This window comes from Colwellia sp. MB3u-8 (assembly GCF_014076985.1).
In the GTDB taxonomy this organism is placed as follows: Bacteria; Pseudomonadota; Gammaproteobacteria; order Enterobacterales; family Alteromonadaceae; genus Cognaticolwellia.
In genome coordinates, this window is the sequence record NZ_JACGVA010000041.1 from 1 (window position 1) to 25,235 (window position 25,235).

18 protein-coding genes and 1 pseudogene are annotated in these 25,235 nt (G+C 38.0%); 9 read left to right on the plus strand and 10 right to left on the minus strand.

Annotated features, from left to right (window positions below):
- The 4 genes and pseudogenes from pgi to H4J54_RS04375 all read right to left on the minus strand — a co-directional run.
- Positions 1-245: pseudogene (gene pgi / locus H4J54_RS04360) on the minus strand (glucose-6-phosphate isomerase); the annotation flags it as partial.
- 18 nt (positions 246-263) lie between these two features.
- Positions 264-671 (minus strand): ACT domain-containing protein, encoded by a 408-nt coding sequence (locus H4J54_RS04365; RefSeq protein ID WP_182189728.1) that lies wholly within the window; start codon positions 669-671, stop codon positions 264-266.
- A 27-nt stretch (positions 672-698) separates the two neighbouring features.
- On the minus strand, positions 699-1,013 hold the full coding sequence (locus H4J54_RS04370; protein WP_182189729.1) for a multidrug efflux SMR transporter: 315 nt from the start codon (positions 1,011-1,013) through the stop codon (positions 699-701).
- A gap of 275 nt (positions 1,014-1,288) precedes the next feature.
- Positions 1,289-2,779 carry a sodium:alanine symporter family protein gene (locus tag H4J54_RS04375; RefSeq protein WP_182189730.1) on the minus strand — a complete coding sequence of 497 codons (1,491 nt, stop codon included), beginning with the start codon at positions 2,777-2,779 and terminating at the stop codon, positions 1,289-1,291.
- Positions 2,780-2,905: 126 nt separating this feature from the next.
- On the opposite strand from H4J54_RS04375, the gene H4J54_RS04380 reads away from it, so the two are divergent.
- The 4 genes from H4J54_RS04380 (at position 2,906) to H4J54_RS04395 (ending at position 6,512) form a co-directional block, all read left to right on the plus strand.
- The gene (locus H4J54_RS04380; RefSeq protein ID WP_182189731.1) at positions 2,906-3,349 is read left to right on the plus strand and encodes an Lrp/AsnC family transcriptional regulator; all 444 of its coding nucleotides are present in this window, start codon (positions 2,906-2,908) and stop codon (positions 3,347-3,349) included.
- 202 nt (positions 3,350-3,551) lie between these two features.
- Entirely contained in the window at positions 3,552-4,565 is a 1,014-nt protein-coding gene (locus H4J54_RS04385) for an ornithine cyclodeaminase (RefSeq protein ID WP_182189732.1), read from the plus strand.
- Between the two features lie 29 nt (positions 4,566-4,594).
- A complete protein-coding gene (gene ctlX / locus H4J54_RS04390) occupies positions 4,595-5,518 on the plus strand; it encodes a citrulline utilization hydrolase CtlX (protein WP_182189733.1) in 924 nt (307 codons plus the stop codon).
- A 106-nt stretch (positions 5,519-5,624) separates the two neighbouring features.
- The gene (locus tag H4J54_RS04395) at positions 5,625-6,512 is read left to right on the plus strand and encodes a DMT family transporter (protein WP_182189734.1); all 888 of its coding nucleotides are present in this window, start codon (positions 5,625-5,627) and stop codon (positions 6,510-6,512) included.
- Between the two features lie 318 nt (positions 6,513-6,830).
- Here H4J54_RS04395 and H4J54_RS04400 read toward each other — a convergent pair whose 3' ends face one another.
- On the minus strand, positions 6,831-8,885 hold the full coding sequence (locus H4J54_RS04400; RefSeq protein WP_182189735.1) for a methyl-accepting chemotaxis protein: 2,055 nt from the start codon (positions 8,883-8,885) through the stop codon (positions 6,831-6,833).
- Between the two features lie 1,128 nt (positions 8,886-10,013).
- On the opposite strand from H4J54_RS04400, the gene nhaB reads away from it, so the two are divergent.
- Both nhaB and dsbB read left to right on the plus strand, forming a co-directional pair.
- Positions 10,014-11,603: a sodium/proton antiporter NhaB gene (nhaB, locus tag H4J54_RS04405; RefSeq protein WP_182189736.1), complete on the plus strand. Its 1,590-nt coding sequence runs from the start codon at positions 10,014-10,016 to the stop codon at positions 11,601-11,603.
- A 121-nt stretch (positions 11,604-11,724) separates the two neighbouring features.
- A complete protein-coding gene (dsbB, locus tag H4J54_RS04410) occupies positions 11,725-12,243 on the plus strand; it encodes a disulfide bond formation protein DsbB (RefSeq protein WP_182189737.1) in 519 nt (172 codons plus the stop codon).
- A 72-nt stretch (positions 12,244-12,315) separates the two neighbouring features.
- On the opposite strand, the gene H4J54_RS04415 is transcribed toward dsbB, so the two are convergent.
- The 3 genes from H4J54_RS04415 to H4J54_RS04425 all read right to left on the minus strand — a co-directional run bounded on the left by H4J54_RS04415 (position 12,316) and on the right by H4J54_RS04425 (position 15,705).
- Positions 12,316-13,692: an SLC13 family permease gene (locus tag H4J54_RS04415; RefSeq protein ID WP_182189738.1), complete on the minus strand. Its 1,377-nt coding sequence runs from the start codon at positions 13,690-13,692 to the stop codon at positions 12,316-12,318.
- Positions 13,693-13,804: 112 nt separating this feature from the next.
- The gene (gene nagZ, locus H4J54_RS04420) at positions 13,805-14,824 is read right to left on the minus strand and encodes a beta-N-acetylhexosaminidase (protein ID WP_182189739.1); all 1,020 of its coding nucleotides are present in this window, start codon (positions 14,822-14,824) and stop codon (positions 13,805-13,807) included.
- A 251-nt stretch (positions 14,825-15,075) separates the two neighbouring features.
- Positions 15,076-15,705 (minus strand): TetR/AcrR family transcriptional regulator, encoded by a 630-nt coding sequence (locus H4J54_RS04425; RefSeq protein WP_182189740.1) that lies wholly within the window; start codon positions 15,703-15,705, stop codon positions 15,076-15,078.
- A 633-nt stretch (positions 15,706-16,338) separates the two neighbouring features.
- Between H4J54_RS04425 and H4J54_RS04430 the strand changes: the two genes are divergently transcribed.
- On the plus strand, positions 16,339-18,183 hold the full coding sequence (locus tag H4J54_RS04430; protein ID WP_182189741.1) for a M2 family metallopeptidase: 1,845 nt from the start codon (positions 16,339-16,341) through the stop codon (positions 18,181-18,183).
- 120 nt (positions 18,184-18,303) lie between these two features.
- Here H4J54_RS04430 and H4J54_RS04435 read toward each other — a convergent pair whose 3' ends face one another.
- Positions 18,304-19,524, minus strand: a complete 1,221-nt coding sequence (locus H4J54_RS04435; RefSeq protein WP_182189742.1) for an Nramp family divalent metal transporter — start codon at positions 19,522-19,524, stop codon at positions 18,304-18,306.
- A 187-nt stretch (positions 19,525-19,711) separates the two neighbouring features.
- Between H4J54_RS04435 and H4J54_RS04440 the strand changes: the two genes are divergently transcribed.
- Positions 19,712-20,188, plus strand: a complete 477-nt coding sequence (locus H4J54_RS04440) for a MarR family winged helix-turn-helix transcriptional regulator (protein ID WP_182189743.1) — start codon at positions 19,712-19,714, stop codon at positions 20,186-20,188.
- 57 nt (positions 20,189-20,245) lie between these two features.
- Here H4J54_RS04440 and H4J54_RS04445 read toward each other — a convergent pair whose 3' ends face one another.
- Positions 20,246-22,195, minus strand: a complete 1,950-nt coding sequence (locus tag H4J54_RS04445; RefSeq protein WP_182189744.1) for a choline BCCT transporter BetT — start codon at positions 22,193-22,195, stop codon at positions 20,246-20,248.
- A 307-nt stretch (positions 22,196-22,502) separates the two neighbouring features.
- On the opposite strand from H4J54_RS04445, the gene H4J54_RS04450 reads away from it, so the two are divergent.
- A complete protein-coding gene (locus tag H4J54_RS04450; RefSeq protein ID WP_182189745.1) occupies positions 22,503-25,148 on the plus strand; it encodes a TonB-dependent receptor in 2,646 nt (881 codons plus the stop codon).
- Positions 25,149-25,235: the final 87 nt, after the last annotated feature.

A 25,235-nucleotide genomic window follows, 5' to 3' on the forward strand; every position in this document is an offset into this window, starting at 1 on the left:
CCTTGAACAAATATTTTATGTTCATATAAGGCGATTAAACTGCCTAACGATTTAGGCGATATTCGCTTCATTAACAAGGTATTAGTCGGCCTGTTTCCTTTATGTACTTTATGAGGTGCTACTTTATCAATATAGGCTTGTGGCCGCCCAGATCTTTTAAGATCCTCTCTAACTTGTTGCTCATTCACGCCAGACATTAATGCTTGAATTTGAGCTACTACAAAGAAATTTTTACTGATAAACACATAAATTGGCTTACCTTATTATTGTTCCTGAAGAACAAGCTCATTTAGACAAGCCAATGCTTTTTCGGCATCTTGTGATGCAATAAATATATGATCATGATAATACGCCGCGATAACATTTGCGCTAATATTTGCTTGCGTTAATTTGGTTGCAACAGCAGCCGTTAAACCAACAGCATCAAGGCTAGAATGTACAGCTAAAGTGATACATTTAAATGTACCTGAATGTATAATATTAAACTCCTCCGCTTTTTCTTTTTTAACGATAACCGTTAATCCTTCTTTTTCTTGAAACGTACCAATAGGTTCTAACTGGGCTAGCTGTTCATAGCTATTAGTATCAAGCGTGCCAAAAACATATTCTGTTTCAGCAAGAACGGGCGTCATTGCAGCAATTAGTTTTTTTAGATCGATTTCACCAGACATATTTATTTACTCACTTTGTTGATTATATTAATTAGATATTTTTAAGCCAAGCACGCCAATAAATATTAAGCAAAAATAGAATAATTGCTGAATAGTGATTGGTTGTTCAAAAAAATAATGGTTTATGATAGCAATGGATGATGCACCAACAGCCAACCAAACAATGTAAGCTGTAGTAATAGGGATTTCTTTTAAAGCAATTGAAAATAACACTAAACTAAGTGTCATCGAGAAAATTGCAAAGATTATATAATAGGGTTTTGTAAAAGATTCGGATTTTTGAAGACCAACTAACCAGCCAGCTTCCAAGGTTCCTGCAATAAATAAGATAAACCAAGACATGTAAGCACTCAATAATATAGAGGTCGTCCTCTGATATAAATAGAGCGGTGAGGTCGTCCTCACATCGAAACTGCTTAGGTTTGACAGGAGCATAACAGATAGTAATAAAAAATAAAACGGGAACCTTTGAAGTTTCGTTAGCCGCGTGTTACTCACTCATTTTTGTCTATAGAAAGTCTATAGACAAAAATTAAAAGTGCTGATGGCTTGGTATCAAAGATTAAAGATTAAAGATTAAATACTATTTCAGCATTTAATCTTTAAATGGGGTGATATTATTTTGGGCAGTATGTTTTTTGGTATTGCTTCAAATCAACTTTGACTTGGGGTGCTAAGAAATACAATCCGATGATATTTGCAATGGCCATCGAAAAGAACATTGAATCTGATATGGCAATGACAGCATTTAAACTTACCGAGGCACCTAACGCAGTACACATACAAAAAACGACCTTATAAAGTAAATCTAACACTTTAGATTCACCCACCAAATATCCCCAAGCAATCGAGCCATAATATGCCCATGAAATCATGGTTGAAATAGCAAACATCAATACGGCAACACTAAGCACATAAGGAAACCACCATATAACACTGGCAAAAGCTCTAGACGTTAACGCAACGCCATCAATACCCTCTGTTGTTTGATAAGCCCCCGTAATAACAATCACTAATGCAGTAATGGTACAGATAACAATGGTATCGATAAAAGGTTCGAGTAACGCCACATACCCCTCTCTAACAGGCTCTTTTGTAGAGGCGGTTGCGTGAGCAATTGAAGCGGCACCAACACCGGCTTCACTTGAAAATGTTGAACGTTTAAAGCCCTGTATCATCACACCAATAATACCACCAACAACACCTGTAGGATTGAATGCACCATTAATGATAAGACTGACCGCATGCGGAATTTCTGTATAGTGATAGGCCAAAACAAAAAGAGCCGCTGACAAATAAAGTCCCGCCATTAAAGGCACAACTTTTTCAGTAACTTTGACTATACTTTTAATACCACCAATAATAACAACACCAATAACAACGGCGAGTATACTACCGAAGAGCCAACCTTTGTCTGCCCAAAAACTCGTTTCATTACCCATAGCAATAACAAATTGCTGAAAGGCTTGGTTTGATTGCAGCATATTGCTGCCACACAATGACGCCACGACACAACACACGGCAAAAAAACTCGCTAGTACTTTACCGAGTTTTTTAAAACCCAATTCGGCTAAACCATCTTTAAGGTAATACATAGGTCCGCCATGAACCTGACCTTGCGCATTTATGCGCCGATATTTCACACCTAAAGTACATTCAAGAAATTTTGTCGACATGCCCATAAAACCAGCGATGATCATCCAAAATGTCGCGCCAGGCCCACCAATTGAAACCGCAATAGCGACACCGGCAATATTACCTAAACCTACAGTGCCCGAAAGTGCTGTGGTTAATGCTTGAAAGTGGCTAACTTCACCTGGGTCATCAGGGTTTGAGAAATCACCACGTATAACCTTGCAAGAATGAGAAAATCCACGAATGTTAAGAAAACCAAAATAGACCGTAAAAATCACAGCAGCCACAATGAGCCACAGAACAATAAGCGGGAACTGAGTACCGGCCACATCAACACTGTAAAAAATGATACCGGTAAATAAATCTGCGACAGGGATAAGTAGCTGATCAATCTTTTGATCGATAGTTAACTCAGCGCCCATTGCACTTAAACTTATAAAAAATGTTATTATGCCAATTAAGATTTTTTTCATATTATTCTTTTTTTTATTTTTTAATATCGATGAACTTATTGTGCCACAAACATTTGCTTTTAATTAGTTCGTAAATTAACTAGTATTGTACAATAGAATTACAATTTGCTAAGGCCTTCTTTCAATATGAGCGAACTTGATAATATCGATAGACAATTAATTAGCATACTTCGAACAGATGCTCGTACCTCTGTGTCCGATTTAGCTAAAAAAATTAATGTTTCTCGAGCAACGGTACAAAATAGATTAACCAAGTTAGAGAAGCGCAATATCATCACAGGTTATACTATATTAGTCTCGACAGAAACTGATGATAAAATGTCTTTGGTTCGTGCTCATATGAATATTGAAATAAAGGGCAGTTCAACTAAAAATGTTAAGTTCGCATTGATGTCAGAGCCTAGTGTTTGTACTATTCATACAACCAATGGTCGATGGGATATGCTTGTTGAGTTGCAAACAAGCTCACTTGAAGAGTTTGATAGAATATTATGTCGAATAAGAGGAATATCCGAAATTTCGGCTTCTGAAACCAGCATTTTACTCTCATCCCATCAAATTAGATCATAGTAAAATATGGCTCGTTGAACGTTATATTTTAATGAATAGTATAAAACTTACCTGCTCGCCACAATCAAACCCATCAAACCTATCAAAATAAAACAAACACATAGCAAACTGCATAGTTAGTTATCAATTTAGTGAAAAGCTTATACTAATAGTTGGCGCTTATCAGGTTCATAATTCCTATTAATTAAACAGAGGAATTATTATGACCATTTTTACTGACGTTAAAACAATCGCTGCACTGACAAAAAAAATAGGCACAGAACATGTCATCGAAAGACTGGTTACTTATTTAGAGTCCGATTTTCTAAGATGGGCAGAATTTGATAAATCAGCTCGATTGGCTAACCATAGCGAATCGGGCGTTATTGAACTCATGCCAATATCAGATGCTAATCAGTACGCTTTTAAATATGTCAATGGTCATCCAGATAATGGACAAAAAAACTGCTCAACTGTGATGGCATTTGGTGTTTTAGCTGATGTAGATACGGGTTATCCTGTACTCTTATCTGAGCTAACGTTAACCACAGCCTTAAGAACAGCGGCGACATCAGTTATGGTAGCTAAAAAGCTTGCTAGCGCTAATTCAACCACCATGGCCTTAATTGGTAACGGCTGTCAAAGTGATTTCCAAGCAATCGCTTTTCATTGTCTTTTAGGCATAACAAAAATCAAATGCTTTGATGTTGACCGTAAGGCAAGTGAAAAATTAGTACGTAACCTCTCATCATACTCTGACTTAGACATCATTATTTGTGACAGTGTAAAAGAAGCCACCTTAGATGCTGATATTATTACCACAGTCACTGCTGATAAAAAACTAGCGACAATAATTACTCCTGACATGATTAAGGCTGGCGTACATATCAATGGCGTGGGTGGTGATTGCCCAGGAAAAACAGAAATTGATGCACAAATTCTGATTAAAGGCTCAATTTTTGTTGAGTATGCACCGCAATCAAGAATTGAAGGCGACATTCAACAATTGCCTGATGATCATCCTGTTACTGAGTTTTGGCAAGTTATTGCTAACAAGCACCTTGGTAGAACTTCAGATGATGAAATTACCATCTTTGATTCGGTTGGTTTTGCATTAGAAGATTATTCAGCACTGAGATTACTCAAGGATCTCATCGTGGAACATAATATTGGTGAAACTATTGAGTTAGTGCCTGAGCTTACAGATCAAAAAAATCTCTTCGAATTACTGAACTAGTTATTATTGCCAGCTTAAAGGACACCTTAATGAAAAACGCTAATCAATCACCTTCTGCTGTTGTTATGATCCGTCCGCACCATTTCATAGCGAATCCAGAAACCGCAGCGGATAATGTATTTCAACAGACAAGTCCTGATGTGTCAGCTGAATATATTACAGCCGAAGCAGGAAAAGAGGTTCAAAAAACGATTGAAATATTGAGATCACATGGTGTTACCGTACATGCTTTTGATGATTTTACGAAAGACACGCCAGATTCTGTTTTTCCAAACAATTGGTTTACAACACATGAAGATGGCACTATTGGCATTTTCCCCATGTATTGTGAGAGTCGTCGCAAAGAAAAAAAGCCAGAAATCATAAAATTATTATCAAAAGAATATCAAGTCAATAAAGTTATCGATTATTCAATGCTAGAAGAACAGCATCTTTTTCTAGAAGGCACTGGTTCTATGGTGTTAGACCACTCAAATAGATATGCTTATGCCGTTATTTCAAATCGAATGAGTGAACGTGTGCTGAATCAATTTTGTAAAGACTTTGATTATCAGCCTGTCGCCTTTACGGCCACAGATGATAATAATGTCGCTGTATACCATACCAATGTTTTAATGAGTATGGCGACTGACTTTGTACTTATTGGATTAAATTGTGTTAAAAATTTAGTAGTGCGCACAAATTTAATCGAACGTTTTCAACAAAGTGATAAAGAAATCATTGAACTAACCTATGAGCAAATATGTAACTTTGCCGGTAATGCATTAGAGCTTTCAACGCCTAATGGTAATATTTTAGCTATGTCTACAACCGCCTATACTTCGTTAACTGAAAGCCAGGTATTACTGATTGAAAATCACGTTAAGATTGTCCCTATTGATGTACCTACAATAGAACTCGCCGGCGGTTCTATTCGCTGTATGTTGGCTGGTATTCATTTACCTAAAAAATAAAAGCCATACGTTCACTTTCACGATACTGCTACTTAACCCATAGGTTAAACTGCTGTATCGTGCTTTTTATTTATTAAGCAGCATAAAATAATATTTAGGAATTTTTTTGGACATTTGGATTTACTTCACTTTATTAGCTGCGCTTATGCAAGCTATTCGCACCGCTGGACAAAAGCAGCTTTCAAGCCACCTAAATGCTATGGCAAATACCGGTGTACGCTACCTATATGCGCTACCTTTTGCTTGGTTGTATCTATGGTGGGTACTTGAATATCGCCAGCTAGACATACCAACAATTAATCCAAACTTCCTAAAATATGCACTGATCGCTTGTTTTGCCCAAATCATTGGCACAGTTTGTTTAGTTATTGCTTTTAAATATCGTAATTTTTCAGTCGCTTCTAGTTTAGCAAAAACAGAGGCTATTCTAGTTGCTGTTGTTGGCGCCTTACTCTTTTCAACCAGTTTAACTTACTTAGGTTGGTTTTCTGTTGCTGTTGGTGTTGTCGGTGTTTTACTCGTTTCAAAAGTAAAATTTACTTTTGACGATGTATTTCGTAACCCGGGTGCTGGATTTGGCCTTGCTGCTGGCTTAGGTTTGGCCATAACAACATTGCTGATAAGGCAATCAAGTTTAGCATTAGAAACCGATTTACTACTCAGTGCTGCGGTCACCTTAGTATTTATGATCACGGTTCAATCAGTTATATCTTTTGTTTATGTCTATTTTCAAGACAAAAATCAATTAGGGTTAATGGTTAAGTATTGGCGTATTTGTTTGTTTGTTGGCGTAACTAGCGTGATAGGCTCTATCGGTTGGTTTACCGCAGCAAGCTTTCAAAATGCTGCTTATGTCAAAGCATTAGGGCAAGTTGAGTTTTTCATCACCTTGTTTATTACCTATAGAATATTTAAAGAAAAAATATCCTTAGTAGAGTTCTTAGGGATGGCTTTAATCATTACTAGCGTAGTGATTTTATTACTCTGGGCATAGTAGTTAATTCGTTTACTAGAACAATAAGATCATGTTTTTATTTATTATTTTAAATTTTTCATTACTAGCCACACACAAAGTGTAGCTATGCCATATTATAATTGGTACGTCTTGTTTTTTAAGTGATGCTAATAAGTAGTAATAAAATGCCAAAAATTTTCATAGAAGCATCCTTTGTATTTACAACGCCCTATAACAAAAACTAAAAAACGGCCTTGAATCAATTTATGATTGAATTCGAAGACCGTTTAAAGCACTTTATTTAAAACTGGCAGTTACACAAAATTTGTCACAGGCTAGCTCAATTTATTAAATAATTTAGACTGTAAATCGTGTTGTCTTGGTTTCTAATTGTTTTACAGCACCTTGCATTTGTGATGTTGACTCAAGCATTTCGTTTGCCCCATTAGAGGTTTCGCTTGATATATCACGAATATTTACCACACGTTGATTCACATCTTCTGCTACTCGTGATTGCTCTTCAGTGGCGACCGCTATTTGGGCTGTCATCTGAGAAATAGACGCAACAGATTCAGTTATTTGATTTAATACGTCATCGGCTTTTGATACTTCTTCAACACTACTTCTGGCCTTGTCTCGGCCTAATTGCATTTTTTCTACCGCTTGTGTAGCGCTATGTTGTAATCGCTCAATTATCACACGAATCTCAGCAGTTGATGTCTGTGTTCTTTGCGCCAGTGTTCTCACTTCATCAGCAACTACAGCAAACCCTCGACCTTGTTCACCGGCTCTTGCAGCTTCAATCGCTGCATTTAACGCAAGTAAGTTAGTTTGCTCTGCTATCCCACGAATAACCTCTAAAACAGTTTCAACACTTTTACTTTCACTTTCAACCGCTTCAATCGCTGTTGCCGATTCTTCAACTTGAATAGCTAAATCTTGAATAGAACTTGCGACATTATTAACAACCAAGTTACCTCGTTGAACATGATCATTTGACTCTTTCGTGAGGGAGTCGGCAGTAACCGCACTTGATGCTACTTCTTGCACTGTTGCGGCCATTTCATTTATAGCCGTTGCAACTTGATCTATTTCATCTAACTGTTGGCCCGCTCCTTGTCGTGTTTGTGCCGCAACCGCTGCGACACGTTCTGAGGCAATGCCCATCAGATCAACCGAACTTAAAATACTGTTAATTAATATTGAAAATTCTTTCGCCATTTTATTTAAATGACCCGCTAAAAATTGTATTTCATTAGACGTATCTTCAAAATCTTCCGAGCCTTTTACGGTAACACGCGTTCTGAGATCTCCTTGTCCCAATAGTTTCAAACTTTGAGCAATGGCATTTAAGGGTTTCAACCAATTCTTTAACGAAAGATAAACTAGCGCCAAAATAACCAACGCACTCAAAATGGTCATTGCAATTAAATTATTACGCAGTGAAACACTTTCCTTAATAAATTCATCGGTATAACTTCCTGCAGCAATAACCCAGTCCCAACCATTAACATGCTTATAGGCAACTAATTTATCTTGGGCCTGTCCTTGGGCATTATTCCATTGGTAATGCATAACACCTGAATCACCATCAAGTAATTTTTTAAAAACTTTTTTGCCTGACGCATCTTCCATTGCAACAAGATTTTTTCCTTCAATGGAAGGATGAATAACTAGAGTTCCCTGCTTAGGGCCTTTTTTAGCTGAAATTGCATATAAATAACCCGTGTCACCAAACTTAATTTTAGCTAATTTTTCCTTAAATGTTGCTAGCGATGCAGTATAGTCAAAGCCAACATACATAATTCCTATAACCACGCCGTTAACATCTTTAAAAGGAATATATTTAGTCATGTAGTTACGACCAAATAAGAAGGCAGATCCTTTATAGGTGTTGCCTTGCATTAAAGTGGAATAACCAGGATGACTTTTACCTAGCAAGGTACCAAAAGCCCTATCATTGTTTTCTTTACGTAAAGAAGTAGAAACACGAATAAAGTCATCATTGTATTTCATAAATATAGTCGCACTTCCCCCAGTCATTTTAGTGAATTCATCGGGTAATGAAAAATTGCCGTTAATTGCTTTATCGCCATGCATTAATGTCGGCACATCAAAGTTACCTACTCGGCTAATATTAGCCATATCAATTTTCAGATCACTTGAAAACATAGTAAAGAAAATATCACCTAACTGACGGGTCCTTTGTTCTAACGTCTCATGAAAAAATTCAAAATTTCCTGATATCGACTTTAATTCACGATTCAGTTGCTGTTCAACGCCTTTAATTGCGCCTCTACTGGTGTCATAAGAAACATAAAGCGTTAATAGTGAAAAAACTGTCAATGTAATAATAAAAATAATCGTTGTTAATTGATAAACAATAGATAACTTATTAAAGTTTTTAAGCATAAAAAGGTCTCATATTAAATAGTAAAAATTAAAGCTCTATATAAACAATATGTAATGTCTGTTTTTACGTTAGTGAACTTTGCCAAGTCTAAAAAACGGGCAATAGGACTTTAGGTGATTTAACCGATTCTTGGTGAGTAATCAGCTTTAAGCTAGTAGTAAAAAATTATGATTTTAATATTGTTGAATAACTTGTTGAATGTATTGTTTTTAAAAACAGCTTCATTGGCTTTTCTGCTAGCCATTTTTTCATCAAGAACCCGATCTATTGTATATAAACCGACAAAAGTCTAGTCAAAACACTTAACTGGGTCTTAACAATAAAGCCAAAAGTTAAAGTGATAATTTGTTCACAGATGTAATTAAAAATACACCTTTAATGATTCAACCAATGATTTAACTGAGTGAAATCGAGATACTAACATCTATTTCAGAATATAATCAACTAAATGGAACAGCAGATAAAATCGTTCAAACATCAGCCTAAGAACACCACTTTTTTTCTATAACAACTATATAACAACTAAGTAGTTAAATTAACTTTAAAGCTATTTACCTATTGCGTTCTACGTAAAATAAAATACCGATCGCCCGCCATAATTAATAGTTACATTATCAAAGGATCAGTCGTGGTTAATAGCCTTAAAATCAATCAAAAATAATTTTAAGGCATATTTAAGGCATAATAGTCACTAATGAAGATTGTTATTAACTTAGATGCCACATCATGAAAAGCTATTTTAGTAAAATCTTTGATATCTATGAATACGAGATACGTCAAACGCTCAACTTCAGTGGCGCTAGTCATAAAAAATATCCCCCCCTAAAGCTGCCGTGTTAAATTCATCTTAGCTTTATCGCTATTTTATAAGCGTTCTAAAATCGTAAAATTTGCTTATGCCTGCTGATTTTGCCATTTTTTAAAGCTTACTTCTTTATGCCAAAATTACATTTACTGTCCCAACAGTCAGTTTCAATACCTAATAAGCTTGATCTGACTTATTTACAATAGTTAAATTAACGCTTAAACTCTTGAACTCTTAAATTTATAAAAATAATTAAAAAAGAATAATTAAAAAAACGTTTAAGTCACACTAATCCTAGCTCTTAATTTTTAAAAGGTTCATCATGCAGCAATCATTCATGAATGCGTTTTATAAAAACTTTCTTGGCAATTCGCCAGAATGGTACAAACTCGCAATAATTACATTTTTAGTAATCAACCCATTATTATTTTTCGTTGTCGACCCCTACATTGCCGGTTGGGCATTGGTTGTTGAGTTTATATTTACTCTAGCAATGGCACTAAAATGTTACCCTTTACAACCCGGTGGCTTACTCGCTATCGAGGCAGTTGCCATAGGTATGACAAGTCCAAATCAAGTCATGCATGAGATGATCTTAAACTTTGAAGTGATCTTATTATTAATCTTTATGGTTGCCGGCATTTACTTTATGAAAGGCTTGTTACTATTTTTATTCACTAAAATAGTCACTAAAGTTCGTTCCAAAGTGATGGTGTCTTTACTGTTTTGTTTCTCTGGGGCCTTCTTGTCGGCCTTCTTAGATGCGCTTACCGTCATTGCCGTAATTATAAGTGTCGCTATTGGTTTTTACTCTGTTTATCACAAGGTTGCTTCGGGTAAAGATATTAAAGTTGACCACGATCATACCAGTGACCATGAATTAGCTGAATACTCACGTGCTGATTTAGAGCAGTTTCGTGGCTACTTACGTAATTTAATGATGCATGCTGGTGTGGGTACCGCTTTAGGTGGTGTATGTACCATAGTTGGTGAGCCACAAAACTTAGTTATTGGTCAACAAGCCGGCTGGGAATTCCTTGAGTTTGCTATTCGTATGTCACCAGTAACTATTCCAGTGTTTTTTGCTGGTATGATAACCTGTGTACTTTTAGAGAAAGTAAAATGGTTTGGATACGGCGTTGCTTTACCAGAAAATGTTTACAATGTTTTGAACGACTACGATATTGCAGAAAGTAAAAAACGTAATAAACTTGATAATGCCAAACTGATTATTCAAGGTGCGATTGCCGTTTGGTTAATTGTTGGTCTGGCATTACATTTAGCACCCGTTGGTATGATTGGTTTATCTGTCATCATTCTAGCCACTGCTTTTACGGGTATTACTGAAGAGCATCAAATTGGCCATGCCTTTGAAGAAGCGCTACCATTTACTGCTTTGTTAGCCGTGTTCTTCGCGATAGTTGCTGTTATTGTCGATCAGGGCTTATTTACGCCTGTTATTACTTGGGTGTTAACCTTTGAAGGTAACATGCAGCTTGTTATGTTCTATCTGGCAAATGGCTTACTTTCCATGGTAAGTGATAATGTATTCGTTGGTACGGTTTACATTACAGAGATTCAAAAAGCACTAATGGCTGGCCAAATTACCCGCGACCAGTTTGATTTATTAGCGGTGGCAATTAACACAGGTACAAACTTACCCAGTGTGGCAACACCGAATGGTCAAGCAGCGTTCTTGTTCTTATTAACCTCAGCACTAGCACCATTAATTCGTTTATCTTATGGTCGTATGGTTATTATGGCGTTCCCTTATACGATAGTGTTAACGCTTGTTGGTTTACTGGCTATCTCAACTGGACAGTTAACCAAATACACCCAGTATTTTTATGACGAAAATATTATTCAGCATCACAGTGCAAAGCCTGAAACTAGTGCCCCTGGTGGTCACTAATAAGTTTTGTTCAAGTTATAAGCTGATATAAAATTTAACAAAAGCGCCCTTGTGGCGCTTTTTTATTATTGTTAGCATATCTAGCAATATTACTTAAATAATTAATCATGGGCGACATGTTGTGAATTTCTTAAGCCAATTATCTTTAAATCAACGAGCTTGGCAATTGCTCGCTGTTAGTGCCTTATGTTTTGAATTAATCGCACTCTACTTTCAATATGTGATGGGGCTTGAACCCTGCATTATGTGCATTTATCAGCGCACCGCCATCTGGGGGATATTTTTAGCAGGTGTTGTTGGGGCTTTAGGTTGTCAATTTATATTAATACGTATTGCAGCTTATGGGTTATGGGCTACCGGGGCTATTTGGGGCTTCATCATTGCTTTAGAACATGTCGACATGCAATCATCAACTATGTCGTTTTTATTTAGTTGTGAGTTTATACCAAACTTCCCAACTTGGGCGCCACTACATCAATGGTTACCGGCCTTGTTTGAAGCGACAGGCGACTGTGGTGATATTAACTGGCAATTCTTAGGCTTTACCATGCCACAAGTCATGCTAGTTATATTTGGTATTTATAGTGCTGCGTTTGCTATTATTTTATTAGCACGTTTGCAAAAAGAGAAAATGTTTTAACCGTTTTTTTATCATACTCGCGTTATAACCCAAGGTCATAACGCGAGTATTTAAATTTGACGTGAAAGGCTATTAGAGCAATAACAAGTAACAAGTAATACCCACTAAGCAAGAAATAATAAAACTGAGCACGGCCCCTTCTTTTACCATCTCTTTAATTTGTATTTCACCGGTGCCATAAGCGATGGCATTAGGCGCTGTTGCCACAGGTAGCATAAACGCACAACTGGCACATATCGCCGCAGGTATCATTAACACTTTAGGGTCATAACCAGAGGCAATAGCCGCCGCCGCTAAAATGGGCATCAGTAATGTGGCTGTTGCTGTGTTACTGGTTATTTCTGTTAAATAAGTCACCACCAGACAAATAGTAACAATCATGATAATTGCCGGTAAGTGAGCAAATGACGCTAACCACTCACCCAATAAATCACTTAGACCTGAAGCGACAAAACCTTTAGCTAAGGCAATACCGCCAGCAAATAGCAATAACATACCCCAGGGAATAGTTTTAGCGCTGTCCCAATCGAGTAAGCGTGAGCCTTTACCGTTGGGCACAATAAACATCAACACCACAGCAAATAAAGCGACAGTGCTATCACCTGCTATCTCAATATCTAAGGCGCCACTCCAACCACCAAAAGGTTCTTTACGTGTGATCCAGGCTAATGCAGTTAAACCAAAAATCCACAAGGTGCGTGTTTCTTCCGCGCGCCATGGCCCTAATACGGGTAAGTGTACCGCTTGTTCAAGTTTGACATTTCTGGTGAGCCAAAAGGCCATAATTGGAATAGCAAGTACCACAATAGGTACGCCAATTTTCATCCATTCTAAAAAGCCAAATTCAATGCCTGTTTGTTCTTCATAAATGCCCATAAAGATCACATTAGGCGGCGTACCAATCGGGGTCGCAACACCACCCACACTTGCTGCATAGGCAATACCAAGAATCAGCGCTACTTTAAGATTTTGATTATCAATATGTTTTAGAATAGCCAAGGCAATAGGTAACATAATTAAGGTTGTGGCGGTGTTGGATATCCACATACTTAATAGTGCACTCGCTAACATAAAGCCAAAGACCATTCGCCTGCCGCTATTAACGCCCACCAAGCGCACCATGTAAACCGCTAACCGTTCATGTGCGCCACTTTTTTCAATGGCCTTTGACAGCATAAAAGCGCCCATTAAGAGCAAAATTACGTGGCTACCTAAGGCGGATGCGACCACTTTATGATCGACAATACCAAATAGGGGCAGCAAGGCAAAAGGCACTAATGACGTGGCAGGTATAGGCAGTGCTTCGGTCACCCACCAAATAACCGTTAATAGCGTAATAGCCGCAGCGATAGAGGCTTTACTGTCCAAGCCAACAGCTTGCAAGGTAAAATGAAATATTACCGCTAAAACAGGGGCTAACGGGATGAATAGCTGTTTAGTGAGTTTCATAAATTTATCCAATATTTTTATTATTATATTTTTATTTTGATATTTTGTTAATATTCTTTATTATTTAAGTTTATTGCTTTGTAATTTGAATGGCTGCGATCTTGGCTAAAAATCAACGATATTGCTTAAGGTATTCGCTCGCTTGTTGCCAGACTAGATTTTCTTTAAGCCTTGAGAAATTAGTGTTTTTATCTGGCGTTTTCAGCAGCTTATCAAGCCTTCCACTACTCACTAACGATGTTGAAATGTTGGCATTATCAAGCACCTCTACACAGCCATCACGGTTGTTGCATAATAAAAGCATATCGCAACCTGCTACTTGTGCTGCCTCAGCGCGTTCAATATAACCACCGATGCTTGCCGCGCCTTGCATGGATAAATCGTCACTAAAAATCACGCCATTAAAACCGAGTTGTTCTCGTAAAATGTTTTGTAGCCAATAACGAGAAAAACCCACAGCTTGAGGATCAACATCGGGGAAAATAATATGTGCAGGCATCAAGGCATCCACTTTTCCTTTGCTGATAAGTTGCTTAAATGGTATTAAGTCTTGTTGGAAAATCTCAGCGCTTGTACGTGAATCAATGGGTAAATCAATATGAGAGTCAGCTTTAACACTGCCATGACCCGGAAAATGCTTACCGGTTGCTTTCATACCCACTAGATGTAAGCCACTAATAAATGCCTCAGCTAATTCAGTGACGTAATCGGGTTGTTGATGAAAGGCTCTATCACCAATAACGTCGCTAATGTTATTAATATCTAATACGGGCGCAAAACTGATATCTATACCAACCGCTTGCACTTCCAATGCCATCAGGATCGCACTTTGTTTAGCAAGTTCTTTTGCTAAGGCGATATTTTGTTCTGACATTCGCCATAATTTACCCATAGCCGGGATTAAAGAAAAACCCTCTCGAAAGCGTTGTACACGACCCCCCTCATGATCAACCGCTAATAACATAGGCTTTTTGGCTACCATGCGGATTTGCTGACTTAAGTCAGCCATTTGTTCTGGTGATTGATAATTTCGAGTAAAAAAGATTAATCCACCGATCAGTGGATGTTGAAGTATTTCTTTATCTTCTTGAGACAATGATGTGCCTTGCACATCAAACATGACTGGACCCATAACAACACTTTACAATATTAAGATATCGCTACTCTACCTAATTAGCACGCATAAACAAAGATGTTGGCGCTATTTACCAGCAATAACCTGAGAAATGAACCTGAAAATGAACCTAATAAATAAACTTGAAAATGAACCTGATAAATAAACTTGAAGATTGTAACGTTTTTGAACGCTATTAAATAATAAGCGTGCTAAGAAAAACCTGTAATGTTTACCTTATATTTTGGCTAACTCAGCTCAAGCCCAACTTAACGTTTCAAAGGCATAGGTGCACCAACACCGGCCGCAACATAGGGGATAACATTACGGATAACATCTGAAATTTGCAGTTCACGGTCGAAATCACTTTTAGCAATATCAATCAAAGCGTCACTTGAAGACATGGTAAAAACCACTGTGCCCATGGTAAAATGTAAACGCCAAAACATCTCTTCAGCACTTAACTCTGGGTAAGATTTTTGTACCGCTAAAACAAAATTATCAATAACACCTGGGTATTGAGTGGTTAAAAACCAGCGTAAAAATCCTTGGCTGTCAGTATAACCTCTGCCTAAAAGCTGCAAAAAATTACTGGTACCATTGTCTTTAAACTGGTTTAAGGATAATAGCGGATCGATAAAGGCAGAAAACACGTCAGTTAGGTTAGGTGATTCTATTTCACAGACTTGCCTTAAAGCACTTTCTAAACGCGGAGATAACTCATTCATGTAACGAGACATAACCGCTTTAATTAATTCTTTCTTCGAGCCAAAATGATAATTAACCGCAGCTAAGTTTACATCGGCTTGACCGGTTATTTCACGTAGAGAGGTACCATTAAAGCCCTTATTTGCAAACAAACTTTCTGCTGCATCTAATATTTTATTCTTCGTGCTCATAGGTAAATAACGCCGTAGTTCTAGTGTAATCAACAAATTAATACAAGTAGTTTAAACAAGCGTTTAAACTAACGCAACTAGGATTAAATGCAGAACTAAAAAAAGTCTAAACAAAGTCCCAAAAAAGTCAATTAATGGCCACTAGATTAAAAATGCGTGCCCATTTAACTTTCTATACAGCAATATTAATACCTTAAAGTTATCTCAATAGGTATTTGGCTAGTGACTGGTAACCTAGTGGCTGATAAAGAATGTACTTCGACTTACTCTCTGTATAATATTTTAACCTTCAAATTTTATTACTGAGTTTTTTGCTATTACGCTTCTCATTCATTACAAACTATTACACAAAAAACACAGTTAAAAACACCTAATATAGCTATAATTTTTTGGCATTTCTTGAAGCAATTTTTGAAACGCAAATTTCATACTTTCCCTAGTATATTTTATATGATGGCCCAGCACCCCTTTCGCTGGGCTTTTTTTTGTCCAAAATTTATCCACTCCCCCGAATGTACTCAACAAAATCAAGACTATTGCCAAGCTGCTGATCTCAATCTACACTAGCCATAAGCTTATATTAAGTTGATTAAGGCGCAAATCAAGCGCTAACAAAAACAATAATGGATACTTATGCAATCGAGATTTAAATTAACCACAGCAGCTATCTTGGTAGCAGCAAGCCTAAGTGCTTGTAATGGTGATAACACAGTAGAAAATGCAGCTAAATCGACCACTGTAGTAAGTAAAGCGTTAACGGCTCAAGAGGCAGAAAAATTCTTAGCAGCTACCGAACAAGAGCTAGTGCAACTTAACCTTGAAGGCAGTCGTGCGGCTTGGATCAATTCAAACTTTATTACGCAAGACACGTCAGCACTTGCCGCAGCAGCAGATCAAAAGTCGACAGAAGCTGGGGTTCGGTTTGCCATGCAAGCCGCTAAATTTGACGCTGTAGACGTCAGTGCAGATCAACGCAGAAAACTCAATATATTAAAGCAGAGCTTAGTGATGCCAGCACCACAAGATTCAGCTAAATCGGCTGAGTTAGCAAAAATTGGCGCTGAATTAAATAGCCTATATGGTAAAGGTAATTACACCACAAAATCGGGCGAAACCTTAAGTTTAGGCGAGATGACCGCTACCATGGCAACCTCTCGTAACTACGATGAATTATTAGAAATGTGGCAAGGTTGGCGCACCATTAGCCCAGCGATGAAGCCCTTATATATTCGCCAAGCAGAACTTGGCAACGAAGGAGCACAAGGACTAGGTTATGCAGACTTAGGCGCAATGTGGCGTTCTAATTACGATATGCCTGCTGATGATTTTGCTAAAGAGCTTGACCGTTTATGGGGACAAATTAAACCCTTATACGATGATCTACATTGTTATGTGCGCAGTGAATTAGGCAAAACGTACGGCGAAGATAAAGTGCCACAAGACCAACCTATTCCGGCGCATTTATTAGGTAATATGTGGGCACAATCGTGGGGCAATATTTATGACTTGGTGGCACCTGAAAATGCTGATCCTGGTTATGATGTTACCAAACAACTTGCCAGCCATAATTACGACGAAATTAAAATGGTAAAAGGCGCTGAAAGCTTTTTTACTTCACTTGGCTTTGAAGCATTACCCGCTACATTTTGGCAACGTTCATTATTTACTAAGCCCGCTGACCGAGATGTGGCATGTCATGCCTCAGCATGGGACTTAGATGCTAAAGATGATATTCGCATTAAAATGTGCATCCAAAAAACCGGTGAAGACTTCTCGGTTATTCATCACGAATTAGGTCATAACTTTTATCAACGAGCTTACCAAAACCAGCCCGTTTATTATCAAAACAGTGCTAACGACGGTTTCCATGAAGCTATTGGTGACACCATAGCCCTGTCAGTAACACCTAAATACTTAAAAGAGATTGGTTTAATTGACACCATTCCTGATGAATCAAAAGATATTGGTTTATTAATGAAAATGGCGCTAGATAAAATTGCCTTTATTCCCTTTGGTTTGATGGTTGATCAATGGCGTTGGAAAGTTTATTCCGGTGAAGTTACCCCTGAAAACTATAATAGCGCTTGGTGGGAATTACGTGAAAAATATCAAGGGGTAACCGCCCCAATTGATCGTGACATCGATGCTTTTGACCCGGGTGCCAAATACCATGTACCCGCTGGCGTACCTTATTCTCGTTATTTCTTAGCCCATATTCAGCAATTTGAATTTCATCGTGCCCTATGTGAAATTTCAGGTAATACTGACCCTATTCATCGTTGTTCTATTTATAACAACAAAGATGCCGGTGCCGCATTAAATACCGTCCTTGAAATGGGCTCAAGTCAGCCATGGCAAGCAGCGTATAAAGTATTAACTGGCAATGAACAAATGGATGCAACCGCTATTCTTGATTATTTTGCCCCCTTGCATACTTGGTTAAAAGATAAAAACCAAGGTAAACAATGTGGTTTTTAATCATTAGTTAACACTAAAAAGCCCTTAAACCATCTGATTTAAGGGTCTTTTATGTCTTGTAGGCGATTAATATTATTCTAGATAAAGCTGTGTTTTTATATAGTGATCAATACTCAGTGCTTACAGCAAACCAAACGCTGACATCAAGCTACGCCCACTCAAGAGTAAGGTAATCAAAATAACACCGGCCGCAGCCATGTTCTGCCATAAATTATTGCGGTACTTACCTAGTACTTTTGTATTCATAATCCATAAGAGAAAAATACTGATCAAAGGTAGCAGAATACCATTGGCTACTTGCGCAAACCAAATAACAGCAACGGGTTTAAAACCTGCGCTGCTGACAACAACACCAATAATTAAAATAATCATCCAGGTTAATCTAAAGCCAAAAGCGTTAAGGTTTTTGTCTAAATTTAAAATACCACTTAACGCAAAGGCCGCAGCTAAAGGGGCGGTGATCGCAGATGATATGCCCGCACAAAATAAGCCAAGGCCAAGAAATAAACTTGCAGAGTCACCAAATAGCGGCTGTAGCGCAGGTGCTATGTCGGCAGCACTTTGCAAACTGAGTTGCTGACCAAAAAAGGCCGAAGCCGCGGTTGAAAGTACAGCTACTGATATTAAAGCCCCAAGCGGAATAGATAGCAGTAAATCTTTCCTGGCTGTTGATATATCATTAACTGACTGCCATTTTTTACTGGCCGTTGAAGCATGTAAAAATAAATTATAGGGCACGACTGTCGTGCCAATGAGAGCAATAACCGTGAGTGTTGCGCCTGTGGGTAATTCAAAGGCGACAAAACTGCTCATTAACTCGCGCCATTGCGGCTTGCTTAAAAAAAATGTCACTATAAATGCAATACTCATTAAGCCAACTAACACCACTAAAGCTCGCTCAATGACTTTATAACTACCGGTAATAAGTAAGACAAAAGCCAGCAAACCAATTATGATTGGAAAAATAATAGCTCCAAAAGCCACTTTAAAACCTAACTGTTCTGCAACACCTACTAAGCCTAAACTTGCGCCTGAAATATTGCCACTTTGATAAGCGCCATTACCCACCACAATAGCGCTCACCACCAGCATAACAACACAAGCCTTAGCAAACGGGTGCTTAATCGCCTGTCGTATATTTTCGCCTAAACCTTGTTGACTAACGATACCCAGCCTTGCCGCCATTTCTTGCAAAATTAACGTCGCAAACATAGCAAATAGCAATGCCCAAACAAGTGATACACCATAATTTGCGCCAGCCATTGAGGCGGTAATTATCGTCCCTGGACCAATAAACGCTGCTGTAACAAGAAACGCAGGTCCTATTTTTGGAAATTTCATATTTACCTACTCTGTTATTTTTATATTGAGAGATCGTGACTTTTCAGCCATCATAGCTATTGGTTATTTGAAAAAAACTCAAGTAATTTTAGTTAAATAGTGTTTATTTCAATAATTTCTCTAGTCGGTCGTTATAATTTTGATTAGACTACGGAATTTTAAAGTTAGGAGTTAGGAGTCTACTGTTATGGAAAAACACCAGGAATTATTAATTTCCTTAAGAAAAGTTATACGCGCCATTGATTTACATTCAAAACATCTTAATAAAACATCCGGCTTAACCAGCCCACAATTATTAATTATGTTAGAGATCGATAAAGAATACAGTATCAATTCAAGCCAAGTTGCTAAGAAAGTTAATTTAAGTCCCGCAACGGTGACCAATATTATTGATCGGTTAGAAAATAAAAACCTTATTTCAAGAGTGCGTTATACACATGACAAACGTAAAGTCGGCCTGTATTTAACTGATGATGGAAAAGCGCTTTTGCTTAAGGCACCGCAAGCATTGCAACAACATTTTATTGAAAAATTTTCTAATTTAGAGCAATGGGAACAATCACAATTGCTGTCTTCAATGGAGCGTTTATCACATATGATGGATGCCGACAAAATAGATGCTGCACCGCTATTAGAATTAGAGCCTATAACAATTTTGTTATAGGCTCTGATTATATGTAACGAGCGCCAGTAATATCAGTAAAACTGACGCCGTTAGTTGTTAACGTAACAAATGTAAAAAGTGCAAATGTTTATGGTATTGATCAATAATATTATTGATCACTGCCGCCTTCGACCAACCCATAATGTCATAATCTTGTCCACCTTCACCTAAATGAACTTCTGCTCGATAATAATTGTGCTCATCATCATCGGCTTCATTAGCAAAGTCTGGTTGTGAATGCTTTCGAGCAAGCACCCGATAAACAAACTGCTGTTCTTCACCATGTGTAACCAATAAACTCAGGCCATTTTCTTCCGAAACAACCACATTGATTTGGTTTTTCTTTAGTTCATCAGCAACGGATTTAAACGCAGGTACAACGGTCTTACTAATAAATTTATTAACATTACCCTTGTTTGGGTAATCAACAATATTATTTAACCGCACCTGCCAGCTATCATCACGATCATTGTTTGAATGAGGTACCGCTGCTATAAGCTGGCTGTCTTGTTTAAAAGCTTCCACTCTCAATGCTTTAATCAAGCCAGCAATAGCAAGCAGTAGTACGATAGAAAAAGGCAAGGCACTGGCAATAGTCATAGTCTGCAGAGCACCAAGTCCACCCGCTAACAATAAAATCCCTGCGACCATGCCAATACCTACCGCCCAATAAACTCGTTGCCACAAGGGTGTGTTATTACTGCCGTGCGAACAGAGCATATCCACTACCATAGCACCAGAATCACAAGAGGTGACAAAAAATATCACAATCATCAAGACACTAAAGAAAGACAGCAATGTAGATAATGGGAAGTTTTCTAGAAAAACAAATAATGCCACTGATGAGTCTTTACTGACCATTTCACCTAATTCTACCACTCCTTGGTTATGCACTAAATCAATGGCACTGGTACCAAAAATAGTCATCCAAAACAAAGTAAATACGGTGGGTATTAACATGACACCAACAATGAATTCTCTAATCGTGCGACCACGAGAGATTCTAGCAATGAACAAGCCAACAAAAGGTGCCCAAGCAAGCCACCACCCCCAATAGAATATCGTCCAACCACCTATCCAAGTGGTCTTTTTATAAGCGAATAAATTAAAGGTGTTATGTACTATATCAGCTAAATAATCACCAATATTTTGTAAGTAAGCCTGTAATAAAAACACCGTTGGACCGAGTACAAAAATCAAAGTTAACAAGATAACCGCTAATACCATGTTGGTTTCAGAAAGTATTTTAATCCCCTTATCTAAACCGGTCGCAACAGAGATAATGGCAAGTCCAATGATACCAATCATTATAATGATTTGATTGGTTGTAGAAACCTCAATACCGAACAAATAGCCGAAACCTGCATTTACCTGCGACGCGCCTAAACCTAATGAGGTGGCGACACCAAAAACCGTACTGACCACAGCAAAAATATCAACTAAATGCCCTGGCCATTGATAAATTCGTTCACCAATTAAGGGGTACAATGCAGAACGTAGCGTTAAGGGTAAATTATGGCGATAACTAAAATAAGCTAATACCAAGGCCACAATGGCGTAGATAGCCCAAGCATGTAGTCCCCAATGGAAAAATGTCATTTTCATTGCTTCTTGCACCGCAGCAACCGTGCCTTTTTCTGCCGTAGGTGGCGACAAATAGTGCATCAATGGCTCTGCTACACCAAAGAACATTAAGCCAATACCCATTCCAGCAGCAAACAACATAGAAAGCCAAGTCAGCATAGAATAATCGGGGGTCGCATGATCAGGCCCTAAACGAATATCCCCGTAACGAGAGAATCCTAAAAAAATAACAAAAAAGAAGATAAAAGCGACGGTGAGTACATAGAACCAACTGCCGTTGTCAACAATGCTTGTTTGAATAAGCGTAAACAGACTCTGTGCCTGTTCAGGTAGCGCTACTGTATAAAGTAAAAGAGCAATAATGATAGATGATGCACTAACGAATACTGTCTTATTTAATTGACTATTGGCGGATAAAGACAAAGCCTTCCCCTAAATTTAATTTGTGTTGATATTATATCTTGTTAATCAAGGTGTAAATAGTCACTTGTGTGAACAATGACCCGTATAACGAGACTTCACTGAAAAAGAGCACTTTATTATACTTTCACTAAAAAAAAAGCACTTTATTATATTTTTGAATAAATTCCTATATTTTGTTAAGATACTACGAAAGCCAAATATACTTAGAACTCTAATGGTATTTATATTTAGAGTTCTAAGTGTATTTGTAGTTAGAGTTCTAAGTGTATTAGGCTCTTCACAATAAAAATACCAAGGGAAAATCAATATGAAATTCACTAAACTACACTGCGCTGTGTTAACCGCACTAGCAGCGTCAGGCACTTTATACGCTGAAGAAACAAAAAAGAGAGCGTCAATAGAGACTATTGAAGTTACAGCGACTAAACGCGTTGAATCAATTCAAGAAGTGCCTGTAACTGTTACCGCCTTAACCGGTGATAGCTTAGAAAAACTTGGCGTTTCTAATTTTGACCAATACGTAGAGTTTTTACCCAACGTAGTTTTTCAGGGTACAGGTCCTGGCCAAAATGAAATATATATTCGTGGCGCAGCAACTACGCAAACTAATATCTCAGTTTCATCAGTTCAAGCACTACAACCTTCTGTTGCTTTCTATTTAGACGAGCAACCGGTATCAATGCAAGGACGTAACTTAGATATTTATGCTACTGATGTTGAGCGTATAGAAGTTTTGCCTGGGCCACAAGGCACACTTTTTGGTGCTAGCTCTCAATCAGGTACCGTACGCTTAATCACGAACAAGCCAACCCATGATGGTTTTGCTGCAGGTTTTGATACCAGCACAAGTACCACCAAAGGCGGCGACATGAGTAACTCTGTTGAAGCGTATTTTAATATGTCTTTATCTGACTCGTTGGCTGTACGTGTTGCTGCTTACAACGACTACCAAGGTGGTTGGATAGATAATGTACTCAATGTTCCGGGTGAGGGTGGTTATACCGGTAGTGCAGAAGTTATTAGTCGAATTTCTGGTGGTGTATTAACTAATCCTGAAAATATTTCTGTTACCGCACCACAAAATGCTGCTTTAGTAGAAGAAAATTTTAACACAGCAAGTTATGCCGGTGCTCGCTTTGGTTTATCTTATTTAATCAATAATGACTGGGACCTTTTAGTTCAACATACTCAACAGTCACTTGATACAGAAGGTGTGTTTTCTTACGATCCAAACCTTAAGGGTGAAACATCAACAAGTCGTTTTATGCCAGAAAACAACAATGATGATTTTGGTTTAACGACTTGGACATTAGAAGGCCGACTTGAGCAACTTACCGTGGTTTATACCGGTGGTTATCTCAACAGAGATATCAATTCAACGATTGATTACACTGGCTATACTAACGGTGGTTCATTTTCTGCTTATTATGTTTGTAACTATTCAGGTGTTCCTGAAGCAGAACAAGAATGTCTTGACCCGACTAAGTATTATAAAGAAGAAACTAGCACCTCTCGTACTACACACGAATTGCGTATGAATACCTCAGCTGAAAATCGCTGGCGTGTAACCGCAGGTGTATTTTACGACACGCAAGAGTTATCAACCGTTGGTCAATTCAAAATAGCGAATACCGAGAAGTTTCCTAATTTGGCAAGAACACTTGTAGGAAATGAAGGCGTTAACAGTGGTGACGGCCCTTTCCCTTCAGAAGTAAGTTTTGTTAATGATGTTACTCATACCATAGATCAAATCGCCGTATTTGGTCAGTTCGAGTATGATATTACTGACACAGTCACCGCAAGTTTTGGTGCCCGTTGGTATCAAATTGATGACATTTATAAAGGCTCTACAACAACCGCCGATGTCAGTGGTCGTTTACGTGCCTTTGGTGACGGAAGTGAAGCAGCATTAACTGAGTTTTTTGGTACTGACGAAGCAGCAGCAATTCAATCAGCTATTGCTAGTGGCCAACTAGAAACTGACTTACTTGATAGTGACGGCACGTTAACCGTTGATGATACGATTATCAAAACTTCAGTTGATTGGCAAGTTAATGACGATGTGATGGTATTTGCATCATATTCAGAAGGTTTTAGACCACCGGTTACTAACCGAGTGGGTGGTGGTTCAGCTAAAAGTCAAGAAGGCGCATTTGATGGTTTCCGCATTCCAGTGTACTCAACAACTGATAGCTTAGATAACGTAGAATTAGGTTTTAAATCAACATTATTTGATCAAAACTTACGCTTCAACGCTACGGCCTATTATTCAAAAATATCTAATCTGCAAACATCACGATATGACCCTACCAATATCAGCTTCTTAGTATTTACTGATAATGTTGGTGATGCTGAAATTAAAGGTATTGATGGTGACTTTAGTTGGGTTGCAACAGATAACTTAATTATCTCTGGTGCTTTTAGTTTGATAAATGCCGAGCTAACGTCAGTTAATGCCCAGCTTAATGGTATTGCGCCACCAGAAGGCAGTAGATTACCGTATTCAGCTGAATTTTCAGGTAATTTACAAGCCCAGTATTTCTATCCAATTGGCCAAGGTATGACAGGTTATGTTAACGGTTCAATCAGTTATACCGGAGAGAGACTTGCCGGTATGGTGATGGATGCGTACATGGTAGAAGACTCTACTAATTTAATCTATGGCACAGGTTCAGGTTTGAGCATTGAAAAAGAAGCTGATGTTTATACCGGCGTTAATTATCAAGACAGTAATGGCGATACCCTAGCCGGTGGTCGTTATATACAGGATAGTTATGTGGTAGCAAATTTAAGCTTTGGTATCACTAACGACGAATGGAAAGCTGAGCTTTTCATCGACAACCTAACTGATAAAAGTGCAATATTATATATTGATACTCAACAGTATACGCCAAAAGTAGTTTCTAACAGACCTCGTACTATTGGTTTTAGATTCTCGTACGACTTTTATTAAGTCTAGATTGATTACTAAAAGCTAGTTAAGTTAAGTCAAAACTAAAATGATAAATAAGGCCGTTTGATATCTGTATCAAGCGGCTTT